The following is an 18,824-nucleotide window of genomic DNA, read 5'->3' as shown; positions in this document are numbered from 1 at the left end:
CTCCGCGTACGTGGCCGGCGAAACAACGTTTCGCCGGCCACACGTCTCTTAGGCGAATGCCTCGACGGGCGGGCACGCGCACATGAGGTTGCGGTCGCCGTACGCCTGGTCAATACGCCGCACGGGCGGCCAATACTTCGTGCGCACCAGCGAGCGCACCGGATACACGGCCTGCTCGCGTGAATATGGATGCTGCCAGTCGGCAGCCGCGATGGCCTCTGCCGTGTGTGGCGCACCGACGAGCACGTTGTCGTCTGCGGGGTACTCCCCCGCGGCGACAGCATCCGCCTCGGCTTTGATGCCGATCATCGCCTCGATGAACCTGTCGAGCTCGTCGATGTCTTCGCTCTCGGTCGGTTCGACCATCAGAGTGCCCGGGACGGGAAATGACATGGTCGGCGCGTGGAATCCGTAGTCGATGAGCCGCTTCGCGACGTCGTCGACGGTGATGCCTGTCTGCTTGGTGAGGGGGCGCAGGTCGAGGATGCACTCGTGCGCGACGAGCCCGTTGTCTCCCGTGTACAGCACCGGGAAATGGTCGCGCAGCCGCGCCGCGATGTAGTTGGCACTGAGCACAGCAGCCCGCGTGGCGCGAGTGAGGCCTTCGAGTCCCATCATGCGGATGTACGCCCACGTGATCGGCAGGATGCTCGGGCTGCCGAACGGCGCAGCAGACACCGGCCCGCCGTCGTGCGTCAGGCCCGAGTGGTCGTTGGTCTGTGCCATCGGATGCCCGGGCAGGTAGGGGGCGAGGTGGGCCTTGGCTGCGACGGGGCCGACGCCGGGGCCACCTCCGCCGTGCGGGATGCAGAACGTCTTATGCAGGTTGAGGTGCGAGACGTCTCCGCCGAAGTCGCCGAAGCGAGCGTAGCCGAGCAGAGCGTTGAGGTTTGCACCGTCGATGTACACCTGCCCGCCCGCGTCGTGCACGGCCTGCGTAATGCGCACGACGTCATGCTCGTACACGCCGTGTGTTGACGGGTACGTGATCATCAGCGCCGCGAGCTTGTCGGCGTGTGTCGCGATCTTTGCCCGCAGATCCTCCAGGTCGACGTTGCCGTTGTCGTCGCACGCGACGACAACGACGGTCATGCCGGCAAGAACGGCGGATGCTGCATTCGTGCCGTGTGCGCTCGAGGGGATGAGGCACACCGTCCGCTGCGCGTCGCCGTTCGCCTGGTGGTAACCCGTGATCGCGAGAAGACCGGCGAGCTCGCCCTGGCTTCCGGCGTTGGGCTGCAGCGAAACGGTGTCGTATCCGGTGACGTCGGCGAGCCAGCCTTCGAGCTGCGCGATCAGCTCGAGCGAACCAGCGGCATCGGCGGCCGGAGCGAACGGGTGCAGACCCGCGAATTCGGGCCACGTGACAGCATCCATCTCGGTTGCCGCGTTGAGCTTCATCGTGCAGCTGCCCAACGGGATCATGCCGCGATCGAGCGCGTAGTCACGGTCGGCGAGACGCTTCAGGTAGCGCATCATCGCGGTCTCGGAGTGGTACGAGCTGAAGACCGGGTGCGTCAGGTACTCGCTCGTGCGGGTCAGCTCATCCGGGTACTGCACGAACCCGGTGGGCGCGATGCCGCGGGCCGTCTCGGTGCCCTGTCGGGCTCCCGACTGCTCGGGGACCGGGAGAGGGTCGCCGTATTCAGAGGAGAACACCTCGACAATGGACGCGATAATCCGGTCGTCCTGCGCTGTCACCTCATCGAAGCTCACGCGCACGGTTTTGGCGTCGACCTTATACAGCAGCAGGCCGTCACCGGAGGCGCGGACGACAACCGCATCCGCGTCGCGCACGCTGATGGTGAGCGTGTCGAAGTAGTGCTCGGTCAACACCCGAACGCCATGTTCGAGCAGCGCACGCTGCGCCACAACAGCCTTCGCGTGAACCGACTGCGCGATGCCGCGAATGCCGCGGGGACCGTGATAGACGGCGTACATCGCGGCCATGACCGCAAGCAAGACCTGCGCCGTGCAGATGTTCGACGTCGCCTTCTCACGGCGAATGTGCTGCTCTCGCGTCTGCAGGCTGAGGCGATACCCGGGCTGGCCCGCGGCATCCTTGCTGACGCCCACGAGACGGCCGGGCAGCTGGCGTTCGAGCCCTTTGCGCACCGCCATGTACCCGGCGTGCGGGCCGCCGAAGCCCATCGGAACGCCGAAACGCTGCGTGGTTCCCACGGCGACGTCGGCGCCCAGCTCTCCAGGCGAGGTGACAAGCGCCAGGGCAAGCAGATCCGCGGCGACGACGGCGATGCCCTTCTGCGCGTGCGTGGCTTCGATGACGGATGCCGGGTTCCAGAGCTCTCCGGATGCGCCCGGATACTGCATGAAGATGCCGAAGTGCTCTGGCACCTCTGCTTCCGTGCGCAGGTCGGCTTCGACGAGGTCGATGCCGACGGCCGCCGCGCGGGCACGCAGCAGTGCGAGTGTCTGCGGGAAGGCGTCGGTGTCGACAACGAAGACGTTTGACTTCGATTTGGACGCACGGCGGGCCAGCAGCATCCCCTCGACGACCGAGGTTCCCTCGTCGAGCATCGATGCATTCGCGGTGTCGAGCCCGGTGAGGTCACTCACCATCGTCTGGAAGTTGATGAGCGCCTCAAGCCGCCCCTGTGAGATCTCCGGCTGATACGGCGTGTATGCGGTGTACCACGAGGGGTCCTCAAGCACGTTGCGCGTGATGACCGCCGGGGTGATCGTGTCGTAGTACCCCTGACCGATCAGGCTGGTGCGCACCGTGTTCTTGCCCGCAAGGGAACGAAGCTCTGCGAGGGCCTCCTGCTCGCTTGCAGCATCCGGAATCAGACTGGTGAGGCTCTCGTCGACCCGGATGCCGGGCGGGATCGCCGAGCTGACCAGGTCGTCGATGCTCTCAAAGCCCAGTGCCGACAGCATCCGCTGACGAGCCGTCTCGTCGAGTCCGATATGGCGGTCGGCGAATACATCGCCGCTGATGTGCGTCACTCGCTCACCAGCTTTGCGTAAGCGTCGGCGTCGAGCAGGCCCTCGGGCAGCTCGGGAGCCTCGATCGTCAGCATCCATCCATCGTCGAAAGGGCTGGAATTGACGAGTGCCGGGTCATCGACAACGGCGTCATTGACGGCTGTGACGGTGCCGGTGACGGGGGCGAAGAGCTCGCCGACGGACTTCGTCGACTCTATCTCACCGACGACGGTGCCGGCTTCGACGTCGTCTCCGACCTCGGGGAGTTCCACGAACACCACGTCGCCCAGCTGCTCGGCGGCGTAATCGGTGATGCCGACGGTGACGGAAGATCCTTCGATCTTGAGCCACTCGTGGTCGTCGGTGTAGGACAGTGCGCTGGTGTCGGTCATGGTTGTCACTTCTTCCGTGAGTAAAAAGGCAGGGTGGTCACTGTTGCGGGGATGCGCTTGCCGCGCACGTCGATGTCGAGTTCGGTGCCGGGATCGGAGTGCGTCGGATCCACGAACGCCATCGCGATCGGGTGCCCGAGCGTCGGAGACAGGATGCCGCTTGTCACCGTGCCCACCTCGGAGTCACCCGCGATCACGGGGTAACCGGCGCGACCGGCGCGACGCCCTTCAGAGGTGAGGCCGACGAGAACGCGGGCGTCGGCAGCGGGCTCGACGTGCCGCTGGCCCACGAACCGCTCTTTCGCCGTCACGACAACACGGCCGAGTCCCGCTTGCGCTGGTTTCGTGTCGCGAGACAGTTCGTGTCCGTACAGTGGCATACCGGCCTCGAGGCGCAGCGAATCGCGGGCGGCGAGGCCGGCGGGAACAAGCTCGTATGGGTCGCCGGCTGTCGAGACGGCGGCCCACAAAGCGGTCGCTCTGGCTGCGGGAACGAGCAGTTCGAATCCGTCTTCGCCTGTGTATCCGGTGCGGGCGAGCAGAAGCGGGGCACCATCGAACGAGGCAGAGGCCCAGGCGAAGTATCGCTGTTCGTCCCAGGGCGTGGTGAGATCGGTGATGCCTGACGTCGACGACAGGATCTTCTCAGCGTGAGGGCCCTGGACCGCGATGAGAGCGTAGTCGTCACTGACGTCTGACACGCCGACGTCGAATTCCTGCGTCCGATCCTGCAGCGCCGAGCGGGCAGCATCCCTGTTTGCCGCATTCGAGATGATCAGGTACTCGTCGTCGCGCAGGCGGTAGACGATGACGTCGTCGATGACGCCGCCCGTCTCTGTCAGAAGGAGCGAGTACTTTGCCCGTCCGACTTTGAGTGCCGAGAGTCGGCCGGCCAGAGCGACGTCGAGAAACTCTCCCGCTTCTGTTCCAGTGACGGTGAATTCGGCCATGTGAGAGATGTCGAAGATTCCGGCGGAAGCGCGCACTGCCTTGTGCTCAGCGAGGTCGCTTGAGTAGCGGACCGGCATCTGCCAGCCGGCAAAGTCGGTGAATGTGGCGCCGAGTTTTTCGTGGGTGGCATGCAACGGGCTGGGACGCGGGGACTCCGCGTGTGAGTCGGTCTGATTCTTGTCGGGCACGAGCTCTCCAATGTCGCCGTGCGCGTGATGCGCAATGGTGTGTGGGAACTCCCCCTCTGTCGTAGGCCTGAGAGCTTCGCCGCTGTCGAGCGGCTTTCACCATGGGCGGGAGCCGAGGCTCCGCTTTTCAGAGTGGCCAGATCGATGCGGTATGAAACCTGAGAGATTGGCGGGGAGGCTTGCTCCTTCGGTGCTCGACGTGTCGAGCTCTCCCGCATCGTGCGTACGGCCCAGTATTCGGTTGCACGCATAGCTTATCCTGCCGGCTTCTGAAACTCGATCATGAGCGGCAGGCAGGCGTGGAATCCAACGCGATCGGCGTTGATGTGCATTCGTGGACGATCTGGGGTGGTGAGCGACGGCCACCTCAGCACGAAATTTGCAGGAGGCGTGATATCCGTTCTCACCGGCGCTATTGCTGCCCAGCTGTCGGCAATGTTACGTCGCCTCGGTCACACGAGTTTCTCGTTCAGGTCGAAATGACACTAAGATGATTGTCAAGTAAAGGTCATATTGACTCAAACAGGAGGTGACCGTGGGAGAATCCATCACGCTGGCCGTTTCTACGGTGATCTTCGCCCTGCGCCCGCACCCCGAGTCACAGCATCCGGTTCTCTGGCTGCCTCTCGTGAGACGCGTGCGTTCACCCCACAAGGGACTCTGGGCACTGCCCGGCGGCCCCCTCGGAACCACCGAGGATCTCGCAGCATCCGCCCGCCGCAACCTCCACGAGACGACGCAGCTGACCCCGCGCTACCTCGAACAGCTCTACGCCTTCGGCCGGCCAGACCGCTCGCATGACCAGACGATGCCCGACGATCGCACCGTGTCGATCGTCTACTGGGCACTCGTGCATGCGGATGTCGCAAGTGCAGGCGTCGAGTCTGACAACGTCCGGTGGTTTCCCGCCGATGACGTTCCGGACCTCGCTTTCGACCACAACCAGATCATCGAATACGCTCTGTGGCGCCTGCGGAACAAGATGGAATACTCCCGCATCGCTGCCGCCCTGCTCGGCGAAACGTTCACGCTCTCGGAGTTACGCGAAGTGCACGAGGTCGTCCTCGAGCGCACGCTCGACCCCGCGAACTTCCGCCGTCAGATCGAGGCAACAGGACAAGTTGTGGCGACAGACGAGTTTCGCACGGGACGCCGACACAGACCCGCGAGGCTGTACCGCCACAACCACTCCATCGAGCTCGCCGACAACGGGCCCTTGACTGGCCGATGACGGCCGCACACTGAAGGACACAGTCATGACGACAACAGCATCCGTCGACCTCACGATCCGCGACATTACGGCGGACTCCCCCGATTCGGTCTGCACGACTGACCTGCTGACCGCGCCGTGGGACGTTGACACCTCACCCGGCTACGGGCCCGGCGCATCCATGGACGACACGATCCCCACGACCGCGCCGCGCCAGGGCGAGCTTCCGCAGGAATACCGTGATGCAAGCGATGCCGAGCTCGACGGCAGGATCCGCGCTGCCAAGCAGACCCTCGGTGACCGCGTCGTCGTTCTCGGCCACTTCTATCAGCGCGATGAGGTTGTTCAATACGCGGACTACGTGGGCGATTCCTTTCAGCTCGCGAATGCGGCAAAAGCGCGACAGGATGCCGAGGCCATCGTGTTCTGCGGAGTGCATTTCATGGCCGAGACTGCCGATCTGCTCTCGGGCGCAGACCAACGCGTGATCCTGCCTAACCTTGCCGCCGGCTGTTCCATGGCCGACATGGCATCGATCGACCAGGTAGAAGAATGCTGGGAGCAGCTCGCCGAGGTCTACGGCACCGAGCCAGACGCCGAGGGCCGAGTCCCGGTGATTCCCGTCACGTACATGAACTCGTCGGCGGCGATCAAGGGCTTCTGCGGACGCAACGGCGGCATCGTCTGCACATCCTCAAACGCCGAGACCGTCCTCGAGTGGGCATTCGAGCGCGGGCAGCGTGTGCTGTTCTTTCCCGATCAGCACCTGGGACGCAACACGGCGAAGCACATGGGCGTCGACCTTGAGCAGATGCCGCTGTGGAACCCGGCGCGCCCGCTCGGCGGCAACACAGAGCAGCAGCTCGACGACGCACGCGTGATTCTCTGGCAGGGCTTCTGCTCAGTGCACAAGCGATTCACCGTCGCCCAGATCGAAGAAGCCCGGCGGGACGACCCGAACGTCCGCGTCATCGTGCATCCCGAATGTCCGATGGAGGTCGTCGATGCCGCAGATGAGTACGGCTCGACCGACTACATCACCAAGGCCATCGCGGGTGCCACCGAGCCCACGACGTTCGCGATTGGAACCGAGATCAACCTGGTGCAGCGCTTGGCCGCCGAGTATCCGCAACACCGCATCTCCTGCCTCGACCCCATCGTGTGCCCCTGCTCGACGATGTACCGCATTCACCCGGGTTACATCGCGTGGGTGCTCGAGCAGCTCGTCGCCGGCGTCGTCGAGAACCGCATTCAGGTGTCGGACGATGTCGCGGAGCCAGCTCGGCTCGCCCTCGAACGGATGCTGGCCGCGAAGCCGAAGGCCTGACAATGTCGCACGTGATCGTCGTGGGCTCCGGCATCGCCGGGCTCACGGCAGCGTTGCGCGCCGACGCCGAGCATGATGTGACCATCGTCACAAAGGACGCCCTCGGGGACGGCAACACCGCCCGCGCCCAGGGTGGCATCGCCGGCGTGCTGTTCGATGACGACGCTGTCGACGCTCACATCGCCGACACGATCGCAGCGGGCGCGGGACTCTGCAATGAGGATGCTGTGCGCATTCTGTGCTCCGAGGGGCCGGAGCGCATCCGAGACCTCGCCGCGGCGGGCGTCGACTTCGACAGAGACGACACCGGCTACGCGAAGGGTCTTGAAGCGGCGCACTCATACCCGCGCATCGTTCACGCCGGAGGTGACGCCACGGGCCGCGCGATCGCCCAGACGCTGTCGCAGCGCGTGCGTGACCGACGCATTCCGATCCTCGACAGCACTCTGCTTGTCGACCTTGTCATCGAAGACGGCGCCGTCGTCGGAGTCGACCTCCTCTCCCCTGCCGGGCCGACCCGGTTGCGGGCGGATACCGTGATCATCGCGACCGGTGGTTGCGGGCAGCTGTATGCGCGAACGACAAACCCGCTCGGTGCCACCGGGGATGGCGTCGCCGCTGCGCTTCGCGCCGGCGCGCGCATCACTGACGCCGAGTTCTATCAGTTTCACCCGACCGCTCTCGCCGGCAGTGGCTTTCTCATCTCGGAGGCCGTTCGCGGCGCGGGAGCAGTGCTGCTCGACAGTGAGGGCCGCCGCTTCATGCTCGATGTCGATCCGCGTGCCGAGCTGGCACCCCGCAGCGTCGTCGCTCTCGCACTTGCGCGGACGATGGCTGCCCAGGGTTCTCGCCCTGTGCTCCTCGATGCGACGGGCGTACCCAACCTCACGACACGCTTTCCCACCATCACGGCTGCCGTCCGGCAGTCCGGATTCGACTGGACACGTGAACCCGTCCCCGTGACACCCGCGGCTCACTATTGGATGGGCGGCATCGCCACAGACGCTGAGGGCCGCACGAACGTCGACGGACTTGTCGTCGTCGGCGAAGCGGCGCACACGGGCGTGCACGGCGGCAATAGGCTCGCGTCGAACTCACTGCTGGAGGGCGCTGTGTTTGCCGAGCGCGCGGCTGCCGCGTTGTCGCAGAGCGACGCGCGACAGCATCCGGTTTTCTCGTCTTCAGCCTCTCAAGCCGTCGAGACCGCCGCCACAGACACAGACTATGCGCGAGGTGCGTGCACGGGAACCGGGTGCGGCACCGGCGCCGAGAGCGCCCCTGGCACCGGCACGGACGGGATCGTGGGCGCGGGCAGCGATACACGCGCGAACACAACCACGAGCAGGGATGCTGGAGAAGACGCCCATTCGAGCGCACACATCGGCTCCATCCGGATCCCCACCGTCGATCGCCACGATCTGCAGCAGCTCGCGTGGGATTCTCTTGGTCTTGAACGCAGCGCCGAATCGCTCACGGCAGCACTCGACCGCCTCGAGGCCTGGGAATCCACCCCGGATCAAGGGCCGCTCACGCGCACCGGGATCGAGACGGGAAACCTGCTGCTGATCGCCCAAGTCATCGCCAGACAGGCACTCGCGCGCACCGAGTCACGCGGTGCGCACGCACGCCTCGACTTTCCGAACACCGACCCGGCCCAAGCACACTCCACGACCGTCGACGCCCTCACTCAGGAGGCTCTCGCATGCTGACAACCGCCCACATCGACAGCGTCATGAGACGTGCCCTCGACGAAGATGCCCCCTGGGGCGACATCACGAGCGAAGCGTTCATCCCCGTCGATGCGACGGCGACGGCTGTGCTCAACGCCCGTGAACCCGGCGTGTTCGCCGGCGGTGACGTCTTCGCCGCTGCCTTCCGACTGACGGACCCTACCGCCGACACCACGCTGCACGTTGCCGATGGTGAGCGCTTCGATCGCGGGGCAACGCTGGGCACCGTCACCGGCCCCGCGCGTGCCATTCTCCGTGCCGAGCGCATCGGCCTCAACTTCTGCCAACGGCTCTCAGCGATAGCCACACACACCCGTGCCCTCGTCGACGCCGTTGAGGGCACCGCGGCCCGCATCACCGACACGCGCAAGACGACGCCCGGCCTGCGTGCCCTCGAGCGCCACGCCGTGCGGTGCGGAGGCGGTCGCAACCATCGGTTCAGCCTCTCCGACGCGGTGATGGCGAAAGACAACCACCTCGCGGTACTCGCAGCCCGCGGCCTCTCGGTGGCCGACGCGATCCGAACAGCGCGCGAGTCGCTCGGCCACACGACGGCACTCGAGGTCGAGGTCGACAGCGTTGACCAGATCGAGCCGGTTCTCGCGGGCGGCGTCGACATCATCATGCTCGACAACTTCAGCCTCGACGAGTTGCGCACGGGCGTCGAGATCGTTGCGGGGCGCGCCGTCGTCGAGGCCAGCGGCAACGTCAGACTCGACACGGTGCGCGACATCGCGCTCACCGGGGTCGACGTGATCTCGTCCGGGGCGCTGACACACAGCATCCGGTCCCTCGACCTGGGACTCGACGTCGTTGTCGACGGGAGCTGACGTGTACCTCGACACCGCGGCCACCTCACCGGTGCGCAGGGAGGCGCTCGAAGCGGCCTGGCCCTTTCTCACCGGCACCTTCGGAAACCCGTCAAGCCACCACGAGTACGGCGAGCGCGCCGCTACAGCACTCTCTGACGCGCGCTCCCGCGTCGCCCGAGTTCTCGGCATGCGCGCGGGCGACGTCGCATTCACCAGCGGAGGGACCGAGGCAGACAATCTCGCCGTCATCGGTATCAGCCTGGCGTCAGAGCGCGGCCGGCACCTCGTGACGTCCCCCATCGAGCACGAGGCCGTTCTCGAATCCGCCGACTACCTGCGGCGCCGCCACGACTTCGATGTCACATTCGTCGACGTCGCGCCCGATGGAACGGTGACACCGGATGCTGTCCGCGCCGCGATCCGCCCGGATACCGCGCTCGTGAGTCTCGCCTACGCGAACAACGAGATCGGAACGGTGGCCGACATTCCCACACTTTCCGCTGTCGCCCACGAACACGGCGTTCCCTTTCACACGGATGCTGTTCAGGCGGCCGGCTGGCTCCCTCTCAATGATCTCGGTGCCGATGCCGTCACCCTCGCCGGGCACAAGGTCGGTGCGCCCAAGGGAATCGGGGTCGCGGCGATCCGCGGGCGCCTACCTGTCGAGCCGATCATTCACGGTGGCGGGCAGGAGCGCGGTCGCCGGTCGGGAACCGAGAACGTCGCGTTCGCCGTCGCCCTGGCCACGGCGCTCGAGCTGGCCGAGGGCGAGAGACCGGATGCTGTCGCGCGCGCGACAGCGGTGCGGGACGCGTTTCTCGACAGCGTCCTCGCCGATGCCCCGGGCGCGTTCCTCACCGGAAGCACCAGCGACCGCCTGCCGAACCATGCATCGTTCTGCTTTCGCGAGACCAGTGGCGAAGCCGTTCTTCTCGAACTGGAACGTCGCGGGGTGACGGCATCATCGGGGTCCGCCTGCGCGGCGGGAAGCGACGAGGCATCCCACGTGCTCACGGCCCTCGGTATCGAGGCGACGCTGGCCCAGACAAGCGTGCGCTTCACATTCCCGGCAGAGGTCACACCCCAGCACGGTGAGGCAGCGGCTGCCGCTGTGGCAGCATCCGTACGCGCTTTGTCCGCTTCCTTCCTCTGAGAGGGCGCATCCAGACCCTTCAGCGGAGGGTTCATCGCTCAGAAACACTCCTCATTCTCCCCAAGCGTCTCCCTCAAAAACACTGATCCGCGCGTAAAAACCGGATTGCGCTCGTGCACACTGTGTGACGTGCTGAGAATGTCTTTGTCGCACACAGGAGTGCGGAGTAACGTAAGAAATATGAGCACGGCAGAGGAGCCGGTTCGCCGGCACAATGAATCCACGTTGAGCACGGAACTGCCCGGGCGGCAGGATCCCGAGATATCATCGCGGTCCGGCGACGGGTTGATTGCCGGGACAGGACAGGTTCAGCAGACGGGACACGCGTCGGATGCCGAACTGTCGTCAGATTCGGGTCTGACCCCAGACGCGGGAGTGGCCCCAGACGCGGGAGTGGCCCCAGACGCGGGAGTGGCCCCTGATTCGGGACACGAGCTCTCCTCGTTCCAGTCGTGGCTGCCCGTCGCGACACCGACCGAGGGTCAGCCGTACAAGGCGATGAAGCATCTCAAAGAGCACCCGCCAACCGACGAACCGCACATTGTGCATCCTCGAGGCATCGACTCACACGGTTCCCTGTTCTAAGTGCGCGTGACCCGCTCGTGTTCTGGGTGCGGGGTCAGCAACCCCGAATGTCACGTCAGGCCGGTGCGAACAACCGCCGCAAGGCAGCCAACTGCGCATCGACAAGCGCCGTCAGCTGATCGGCCGGAATCGTGTCGAGGTTGTTGACACTCCACTCGTCAAACGTGCGCAGCATGGTGAACGCGAGTTCCCCCTGGAGCGAAATGGGCAGGTCATCACGCACGGCACCAGCCTCACGACCGGCCCGCACGACATCGCTGATCCACTGACTCGCAGACGCAAGCACGCGTGCCGCTTCGTTCTGTTCGTCCGGCGGCTGCGTGTCATAGAGCATCTGGGCGAGGTCGGCGTAGACGTCATCGTTCGTGAGCACCTGAGTGAGCGTGACGATGACATCGACGATCTTCTGCCAAAAGTCGCCGTCTGCGAATGTCGCGGGGGCCGGAAGGTCAAGCTCACGCGAGAGCTGCCGTGAGATGTCCGTCACAACGAGGTCATAGAGCGCGAGCTTGGAATCCAGGATGTTGTAGAACGAGCTCTTGCTGAGCCCGCAATCACGGATGATCGCATTAAGTGACGCTCGCTGGTAACCGGAGCCCGCGAATTCGCGCGCCGCCGTTCGCACAAGCTGCGCTCGTCGCTCCTCTGTGATGGCCACAGAGCGATCCTACGCCCTGTGGACCAATCGGTCCAGAGGGCGTACACTTGGACTACTCAGTCCAAAGGAGATCCGATGTTCACTCCCGTGCCACTTCCACAGCAACTGCAGGCGTGCGCGAATGACCCACTGCGTGTGCTGGTCGTCGGCGCGGGCATCGGCGGCACGACGGCGGCCCAGCTTCTGCGGTCACGTGGGCTGCATCCAGTGCTCATCGACCGCATGACAACTCTCAAGGATGCGGGATACATGCTTGCGCTCATGCCCATGGTCGACGCGGCCATTGACGAGCTCGGAGTGCGCGATTCCTACGTGGCAGCCAGTACTCATATCGAGCGCTACCGGGTTCTCAACCACCGCGGACAGACGCTGCGCGAAGATCCGCTCGGCGACCTGCTGAACGTGTACGGAGACTACCGGGGACTCAGTCGCGGTGCGCTCCTCGACGTTCTCACGGCTGACGGCGCTGCCGTTTCCCTCGGCACCACCGTCACCGCGCTCACCGACGGCACGGAATCGACATACGTCCGGTTCGACTCCCCCGAGGGAGACGTTGAGGCCATGTTCGATGCCGTCATCATTGCCGACGGCATCCACTCGCACACCCGCAGGTTCGTCCCCGGCGGAACCGCGCCGAACGAGACGATCACGAACTGGGGCGGGTGGGTCGTGTGGGCGGATGCCGACGCAGACACTGATCTTGGCGAGGAGCTGTGGGGAGACGGGTTCTTCGTCGGCAGCTATCCCGTCTCCGGGGCGATCGGAGCGTTCATCGGCGGTCCGCGCGAGGATACGTGTGTCGGGCCTGCGGCGTTCGTCGACAGCATCCGGTCTCGCCTGACATCGTCGACATCACGCTTGGACGCCGTGCTCGATGCCGTCGGCGCCGCTCAGGATCCGTTTTACTGGGTGCTCGACGACGTGCGTACGCGGCAATGGGCACACGGGCGCACGGTGCTGCTCGGCGACGCGGCAGCGGGGTTCCTACCGACAGCCGGCATCGGCGCGGGCATGGCGATGGAATCGGCGTGGGTGCTGAGCGGCGCGCTGACTGACGCGACACGCGCCGACGTTGGAGCGGCCCTCACGGCCTACGAGAGCGCGCAGAGACCGCGCGTGGAGACGGCGCAGAAGAACTCACGCCAGCTGGCCGGGCTGATGTTCCGTCGCAGCTCGGTTCTCGCTCACCTGCGCAATTTCGCGATGAAGGTCATGACGATCAGATCCGCACTCGGCCCCATCATCGCCCTGCTGCGCACCCCTGCCCGCGTTCCCGAGGTGACGGAAACCGTCGACTGATGCGCTACGATCGGCATATGCACGGTGAAACGAGATTGCAGTGGTGGACCGCCTAGACGGCGGTTCCCTCATCGTTTCGACGACCAACGACCGCCTTTCGAGGCGGTCGTTTCGCATGTGCGAGGCGGTCACAGCGAAAGGCCAGACCAGAAAGCGACACCATGCCATCGCAGCCACGCCTCCTCTCCGGACTCGCCTCCGGTGATCAGCCGTTCGCCATCATCCGGCGCGAAGATTCCCCGAGCATCGACGTCCTCATCGGCACCATCATCGATGTCGAGTCACTCGCCGATATTCCGCTGACTGGCGAAGAAGTTGTTGCGCTCGTGCCATTTCGGCAGGTCGCAGAACGGGGCTTCACGGCGCACGACGACGGCGCACCGCTGCGCTGCCTCATCGTCAGAGACAGCGAGACGCTCGCCGTCGATGACGCGCTCGCTGCGCTGCCGCAGCATCCTGCCGATGTGTCAGGCGTCACGATCGACATCGACGATGAGACCTATGCCCGCACCGTCCAACGCGTCATCGACGACGAGATCGGTCGCGGAGAGGGTGCGAACATGGTCATCCGCCGCGACATCACCGCACGGGCGTCCGACGAGCCGGCTCACGCCGTCCTCAGCTGGCTGCGGGAACTGCTCGTCAGCGAACGCGGAGCCTACTGGACGTTTGCCGTGCACGGCCCCGGGATATCCCTGGTGGGTGCGACACCGGAGCGGCACGTGAGCGTCACCGGCGACGTCGTCTGCATGAATCCGATCAGCGGCACCTACCGGCATCCGGAAAGCGGACCAAGCGTCGAGGGAATGCTCGATTTTCTCGCGGATGTGAAAGAGAGCGAAGAACTCGTCATGGTCGTCGACGAGGAGCTCAAGATGATGAGCGCCGTCTGCCCGGACGGTGGGCGCATGCGCGGCCCGTTCCTCAAACGGATGTCGCGGCTGACCCACACAGAGTTTCTTCTCGAGGGCACGACAACACGCGACCTCCGAGACGTTCTGCGCCTGACCATGTTCGCGCCGACCGTGACGGGTTCGCCCATGCAAAACGCCTGCCGTGTCATCTCGCGGCACGAGACGACTGGGCGACGCTATTACTCCGGCGTTCTCGCGCGGTTCACGCCGACGCCAGGCGGGTATGATCTCGACGCGCCCATCCTGATCAGGACGGCGCACCTCGACGATGATGGCACCGTCACGGTGTCGGCCGGCGCAACGCTCGTGCGCCATTCGGTGCCCGAGAACGAGGTAGCAGAGACCCGGGTGAAGGCCTCTGGAGTTCTCAGCGCTCTGGGCGTGCTTCCGCGCCGAGCCCCTCAGCGGGCGCTTCCGGATGACCCGCGCTTTGACGAGCAGCTTGCCGCACGCAATCATCATCTCGCGCCGTTCTGGCGTCAGCCCCAGCAGCCGCGCCCACGACGCGGCCTGTCAGCTCTCGTCGTCGACGCGGGCGATGACTTCACCCGGATGCTGGCGCACCAGCTGACGTATCTCGGCTTCGACACGCGCGTCGTCGGGTGGGAACATGCGGGTCCGACGGCGGACGACGATCTGGTGGTCTTCGGCCCCGGTCCCGGTGACCCCCGTTCGACAGACCAGCGCATCGGGCGATTGCGCCGCCTGATCAGTGATCGTGTCTCGTCCGGCCTGCCCATGCTCGCCGTGTGTCTGAGCCACCAGATCTTGTCGCTCATGGTTGGTCTCGACGTTGAGGCGCTCGCCGCTCCCCGACAGGGTGTGCAACGCGCGATCAACGTCTTCGGCACGAGCGCGCGGATCGGCTTCTACAACACGTTCGCGGCCGTCTCCGGAGGGCGCGACCTGACGCCTCGACGTGGACTCGAGATCTCGCAGGATGCCGAGAGCGGCATGGTCCATGCCCTGCGTGGGACGCGCATCGCATCAGTACAGGGTCATCTCGAGTCCGTGCTCTCCCCCGACGGCATCGACCTGCTCGACATGCTCATTTCAGGAATCGTGGTTCCCGAAGCCACCCCATTGCCGACACAATAGAGGGGTGTCGTTCTTCTCTCGTCTTCGTCGCCGCCGGCGCACCCGCGATGTGGGCAAGTATGTGCCGCCTGCGTCGACGACGCTCGCTCCCATTGAGCGGGTCGTCGACGAAGGCGTCCTCATCGCGCTCTCGTCGGTGCGGATGGCCGTGAAGAACACACTCATCGTGAATGCGATTCGCAATGACGAGAACTTCGATGTCGAGAAGCTCACCGAATCCGCACGGCAACGCGTGCTGTCACTCGCGGCAGAGAACGACCAGACAGCATCCCGCTTAGAACGCGCGCGCGGCTTCCGCAAGCCGGGGCCTGATGACGACGAGGCACATCGTCGGCGCCCGCAGGTGCACCGCATGGTGGCCGAGAAGCTGCGCGAGCGAGCAGACGATGATGCCGAGATGTCGGGCATCATCGAGCGCGCACGGACGGATGCGTGGGAGGACATCGGGCGCGAGGTTCGCAAGCGTGTCGGACCGCCGGGATTCGTGCCCGACCAGGACGACGTCTACGATCGCATGCGCAAGAGCCGCATGAAGCGCCTCGTCGACGTCGATCTTGCCGCGCTCGCACGGGACCAGAAGCGTGCGGCGAAAGAGAAGAGCTGACCCTCCCTTACCCGGTGCATGCTCAGCGGTCGAGCGGTGTGAACCGACGGGCTGCCTCGCGGGCGGAACGGGCTCGCGGGCGGAATGGCCCCGCCGCGATCGAACGCTCTCACCTGTCGGTGTGCGTACTGCCTTACGTGAGAGGCGCTTTCAGCCCGAGAAGGTTGCCGTCCGGGTCTTCGACAACGGCGTAGCGAGCCCCGAAGAACGTGTCGTTCGGATGCTGCCGTGCTCGCGCCCCGGCATCGACGAGTGACGCGAACGTCGCGTCCACTTCGCTCGCATCGTCGCAGTCAACATCGATGACGGTGCTGCCGCCCCGCGCCCCGCAATACGCGCTGTCCCACGCCTGTGCGAACTCGGGAAGATGAAAGGCGACAACGAGATCATCGCCTGAGAACCGGGCTGCGCGGTCTCCCATCGCGAGCAGCTCCCAGCCGAGATGCGCGTAGAACTCACGGGTGCGCGCGAGGTCCGAGACGATGAAATTGACCTGGACGACGCTGTGGGACATGCGCTCTATGCTTGTCGTCCAGAGCGGATCCGTCAAGCCGGTCTGATCGATTTTCCGCTCACCGAAGGTCACGCGATAAGGTCAACGAGATTCACCGGGTAGACCGTCTCAGGCGAGTCGCGGAGCTCCTGGACGCTCCACCATCGTGCTCCGCTGAGGCTGCGTCTCTCGATCGACGTCCACCCATTCGTCTGAATGTCGAACGCGTGCGCCGAGGCCGTGAAGAACTGCTCGTGCTGCACGTAATCGCGGCCGGCGAAGGAGAACGACTGCACGTGCTCGTACACGGGGCCATCGACGTGCTCGAGGTCGAGTCCCGTCTCCTCACGGAGTTCACGCCGCGCCGCCTGCTCGGGCGTCTCGCGCGGTTTGAGCCCGCCACCGGGAGTGAACCACCACGACGGTTGTTCGGGATGCTCGGGGTCGCTGCCGTGTAGCAGCAGAACGCGCCCCTGCTCGTCGCGCAGGATGACGCGCGCCGCTTCGCGCACGGTCATGACGCGGCGCTGGCCTCGTGAGACGTCGGAACCCAGAACCGCAGTTTGGCTTCGCCGTCCCGCACCGCACGCGGGCGCCCGTGATCCGGGTGGCCGCCGAGCTTCTCGATGACCCCGCGTGATGCGATGTTGTCGTCATCACACGTCACAAGCGCATGGTCCACACCCCGGTGAGCCAGAGCGTCAAGCCCGTGACGCAGGAGCGCGCAGGCGACACCCCGGCGACGAAATCGCGGCACCACCCCGTAGCCAATATGGCCGCCGACATCGGCGAGGTAGTCAGTCAGCTCAAAGCGCACGGACACCCGCCCCGCAATGCGACCGTCGATCTCAGCAACACGGAACGCTGCGGGAACGCGCCCTGGCGCAAGCTGCTCGCCGCGTTCGATCGCGGCAACCCGCGCCACGTAGTCGGCCCACGCTTCGCCATCGACTCGATCCTGCAGAAATTCGAAGGAATCGGCGGCGAGCGAGTGGTGAGCCGCGTGGGCCTCTGCCTCGTCGCTGATTGCAAGAGGCCGGACTATGACATCGGTTATGTCGCGCATGCCGACCATCATGTCACGCACCCTCCGGTGGATGCAGGAGCAATTCCGTGCGTTCGGCGAGGTACGTATCGATGGCGATCGCTGCCGCATCGTCAACATGTGCCGACCAACGCACGAATATACCGCGGTCATCGAGGAATACCGGCCCGGTGGCTCCCGTGAGCGCTTCGACGGTCAGGTCGATAGGCGTCGCGTTGATGTTGATGGTGGTTCCTTTCGGGAAGCCACTGCGCATGGCGGCCGCCCGGTATTCTCGGCGGACTTCCATCGACTGGGCCTGGTGTTGGGGCCATCCGGGATCCACCGCGCGCGTTGTTTCTCCGGCCGCGTAGAGCGTGCCGGTCGTGTCGACGAGCAGAACACCGAGTCGCCACACACGCGCCGTTTCGATGAGCCGCGAGTCCTTGCGAAAGACAAGCGCCACCCGATGAGGTGCTACGTAGTCAGCGAGCGGCTCGGTGCCGGGCCCGGCATCCGTGAGTTGCTGTGCAATCGCGGCGACCTGTGTGCGCAGCGCTGCCACCGCGCTCTCGGCCTCCGCGTCGTGCATCCTCCCACGATATCGGTGTCGCGGCGGCAGATCGTGCAGGCTTCGCCGCCCCTCAGCGCGCGCCCCCGCGATCACCCAGCCGGCCCCCATCGGGAACTAGTCCAGGCGTGTGTGCATGTCCAGAGAAGTCAGGAACGAGTCGATCCGGCTGAGAGCCAGCTCGGCAGCATCCTGGTCGTAGTCCGGGTTGCCTGCCTCTAGAAAGAGGTGGCCATCGCCACGGTAGAGAAAGAGGTTTACCTTCTCGTGAGCGGCGTCCAACGCCTGGGCTGCATTGGCATCGTCACCGACGAAGAAGGGATCAGCGTCCATTGCGTGTATGTGCACGGGCACATCATCCGGCCAGGTGCCGAACAATGCGGGGTCGGCGCAGCCATACATGAAGATGCCGCCCAGGGCGCCCGGGCGATTCTGCACCAGGTTCTGCGCCATGGCCGACCCCATCGAGAACCCGAGATAGACGATGGCTTCCGGGAGGTGCTCGACCTCGGCTTCCGCCCGCCCAAGGATCTCGTCGTGGTCAAGCGTCTGGGCAAAGGCGATTCCCTCGTCGATCGAGTCGAATGTTCGCCCGTCGAAGAGGTCGGGCTGGTGCACCGTGTGTCCCGAGGCGCGCAGACGGTCCGCGATCTGATCGAGGGCCGCCGTACGCCCGAGAACATGGTGAAACAGTGCGATTTCTGGCATGGCTACATCCAATTCACGTTGTCGCGAGTCGGCTCGGCGATGCGATTCCCGTGCGCCTCGTCGCGTGTGTTCCACGCTAGGCCACGGCCCGGATGCTGTCGAGACCCACGTTTCCCCGGGCAACCCGCCCCTCGGTGCCTCGGTGCCTCGGTGCCTCGGTG

18 protein-coding genes and 1 riboswitch are annotated in these 18,824 nt (G+C 65.4%); of the genes, 9 read left to right on the top strand and 9 right to left on the bottom strand.

The window, feature by feature from the left end; translation table 11 throughout:
* Positions 1-48: 48 nt before the first annotated feature.
* The 3 genes from gcvP to gcvT all read right to left on the bottom strand — a co-directional run bounded on the left by gcvP (position 49) and on the right by gcvT (position 4,477).
* A complete protein-coding gene (gene gcvP, locus OK352_RS07340; RefSeq protein ID WP_372338086.1) occupies positions 49-2,898 on the bottom strand; it encodes an aminomethyl-transferring glycine dehydrogenase in 2,850 nt (949 codons plus the stop codon).
* 65 nt (positions 2,899-2,963) lie between these two features.
* On the bottom strand, positions 2,964-3,338 hold the full coding sequence (gene gcvH / locus OK352_RS07335) for a glycine cleavage system protein GcvH (protein WP_265140787.1): 375 nt from the start codon (positions 3,336-3,338) through the stop codon (positions 2,964-2,966).
* A gap of 5 nt (positions 3,339-3,343) precedes the next feature.
* The gene (gene gcvT / locus OK352_RS07330) at positions 3,344-4,477 is read right to left on the bottom strand and encodes a glycine cleavage system aminomethyltransferase GcvT (RefSeq protein WP_265140786.1); all 1,134 of its coding nucleotides are present in this window, start codon (positions 4,475-4,477) and stop codon (positions 3,344-3,346) included.
* Positions 4,478-4,614: 137 nt separating this feature from the next.
* Positions 4,615-4,702: riboswitch (glycine riboswitch) on the bottom strand.
* 310 nt (positions 4,703-5,012) lie between these two features.
* On the opposite strand from gcvT, the gene OK352_RS07325 reads away from it, so the two are divergent.
* The 6 genes from OK352_RS07325 to OK352_RS07300 all read left to right on the top strand — a co-directional run bounded on the left by OK352_RS07325 (position 5,013) and on the right by OK352_RS07300 (position 11,294).
* Positions 5,013-5,708, top strand: coding sequence for an NUDIX hydrolase (locus OK352_RS07325; RefSeq protein ID WP_265140785.1), 696 nt, complete (start codon positions 5,013-5,015; stop codon positions 5,706-5,708).
* A 25-nt stretch (positions 5,709-5,733) separates the two neighbouring features.
* Complete coding sequence (nadA, locus tag OK352_RS07320) at positions 5,734-7,014, top strand: quinolinate synthase NadA (RefSeq protein WP_265140784.1); 1,281 nt, start codon at positions 5,734-5,736, stop codon at positions 7,012-7,014.
* Positions 7,015-7,016: 2 nt separating this feature from the next.
* Positions 7,017-8,723 carry an L-aspartate oxidase gene (gene nadB / locus OK352_RS07315; protein ID WP_265140783.1) on the top strand — a complete coding sequence of 569 codons (1,707 nt, stop codon included), beginning with the start codon at positions 7,017-7,019 and terminating at the stop codon, positions 8,721-8,723.
* On the top strand, positions 8,717-9,574 hold the full coding sequence (gene nadC, locus OK352_RS07310; RefSeq protein WP_265140782.1) for a carboxylating nicotinate-nucleotide diphosphorylase: 858 nt from the start codon (positions 8,717-8,719) through the stop codon (positions 9,572-9,574). The genes nadB and nadC overlap by 7 nt, the downstream gene beginning before the upstream one ends.
* 1 nt (position 9,575) lies before the next feature.
* Positions 9,576-10,709 (top strand): cysteine desulfurase family protein, encoded by a 1,134-nt coding sequence (locus tag OK352_RS07305; protein ID WP_265140781.1) that lies wholly within the window; start codon positions 9,576-9,578, stop codon positions 10,707-10,709.
* A gap of 180 nt (positions 10,710-10,889) precedes the next feature.
* Positions 10,890-11,294: a hypothetical protein gene (locus OK352_RS07300; protein WP_265140780.1), complete on the top strand. Its 405-nt coding sequence runs from the start codon at positions 10,890-10,892 to the stop codon at positions 11,292-11,294.
* A 55-nt stretch (positions 11,295-11,349) separates the two neighbouring features.
* Here the strand turns inward: OK352_RS07300 and OK352_RS07295 are convergent, their stop codons facing one another.
* The gene (locus tag OK352_RS07295; protein WP_265140779.1) at positions 11,350-11,952 is read right to left on the bottom strand and encodes a TetR/AcrR family transcriptional regulator; all 603 of its coding nucleotides are present in this window, start codon (positions 11,950-11,952) and stop codon (positions 11,350-11,352) included.
* Positions 11,953-12,027: 75 nt separating this feature from the next.
* On the opposite strand from OK352_RS07295, the gene OK352_RS07290 reads away from it, so the two are divergent.
* From OK352_RS07290 to OK352_RS07280, 3 genes are all read left to right on the top strand, one after another.
* Complete coding sequence (locus OK352_RS07290) at positions 12,028-13,251, top strand: FAD-dependent oxidoreductase (RefSeq protein WP_265140778.1); 1,224 nt, start codon at positions 12,028-12,030, stop codon at positions 13,249-13,251.
* A 161-nt stretch (positions 13,252-13,412) separates the two neighbouring features.
* Positions 13,413-15,263, top strand: a complete 1,851-nt coding sequence (locus OK352_RS07285; protein ID WP_265140777.1) for a chorismate-binding protein — start codon at positions 13,413-13,415, stop codon at positions 15,261-15,263.
* Positions 15,264-15,267: 4 nt separating this feature from the next.
* The gene (locus OK352_RS07280) at positions 15,268-15,867 is read left to right on the top strand and encodes a hypothetical protein (RefSeq protein WP_265140776.1); all 600 of its coding nucleotides are present in this window, start codon (positions 15,268-15,270) and stop codon (positions 15,865-15,867) included.
* A 133-nt stretch (positions 15,868-16,000) separates the two neighbouring features.
* Here OK352_RS07280 and OK352_RS07275 read toward each other — a convergent pair whose 3' ends face one another.
* From OK352_RS07275 to OK352_RS07255, 5 genes are all read right to left on the bottom strand, one after another.
* A complete protein-coding gene (locus OK352_RS07275; protein ID WP_265140775.1) occupies positions 16,001-16,381 on the bottom strand; it encodes a VOC family protein in 381 nt (126 codons plus the stop codon).
* Between the two features lie 68 nt (positions 16,382-16,449).
* Entirely contained in the window at positions 16,450-16,878 is a 429-nt protein-coding gene (locus tag OK352_RS07270) for an NUDIX hydrolase (RefSeq protein WP_265140774.1), read from the bottom strand.
* A complete protein-coding gene (locus OK352_RS07265) occupies positions 16,875-17,426 on the bottom strand; it encodes a GNAT family N-acetyltransferase (RefSeq protein WP_265140773.1) in 552 nt (183 codons plus the stop codon). Before OK352_RS07265 ends, OK352_RS07270 begins: the two co-directional genes overlap by 4 nt.
* A 13-nt stretch (positions 17,427-17,439) precedes the next feature.
* The gene (locus OK352_RS07260) at positions 17,440-17,976 is read right to left on the bottom strand and encodes a hypothetical protein (RefSeq protein WP_265140772.1); all 537 of its coding nucleotides are present in this window, start codon (positions 17,974-17,976) and stop codon (positions 17,440-17,442) included.
* Between the two features lie 96 nt (positions 17,977-18,072).
* Positions 18,073-18,663: a dienelactone hydrolase family protein gene (locus OK352_RS07255; RefSeq protein ID WP_265140771.1), complete on the bottom strand. Its 591-nt coding sequence runs from the start codon at positions 18,661-18,663 to the stop codon at positions 18,073-18,075.
* Positions 18,664-18,824 lie beyond the last annotated feature (161 nt).

This window comes from Microbacterium sp. MPKO10 (assembly GCF_026107415.2).
Lineage (GTDB): Bacteria > Actinomycetota > Actinomycetes > Actinomycetales > Microbacteriaceae > Paramicrobacterium.
Note: the sequence above shows the minus strand (reverse complement) of the source record. Positions and strands in the feature narration are given on the sequence as shown.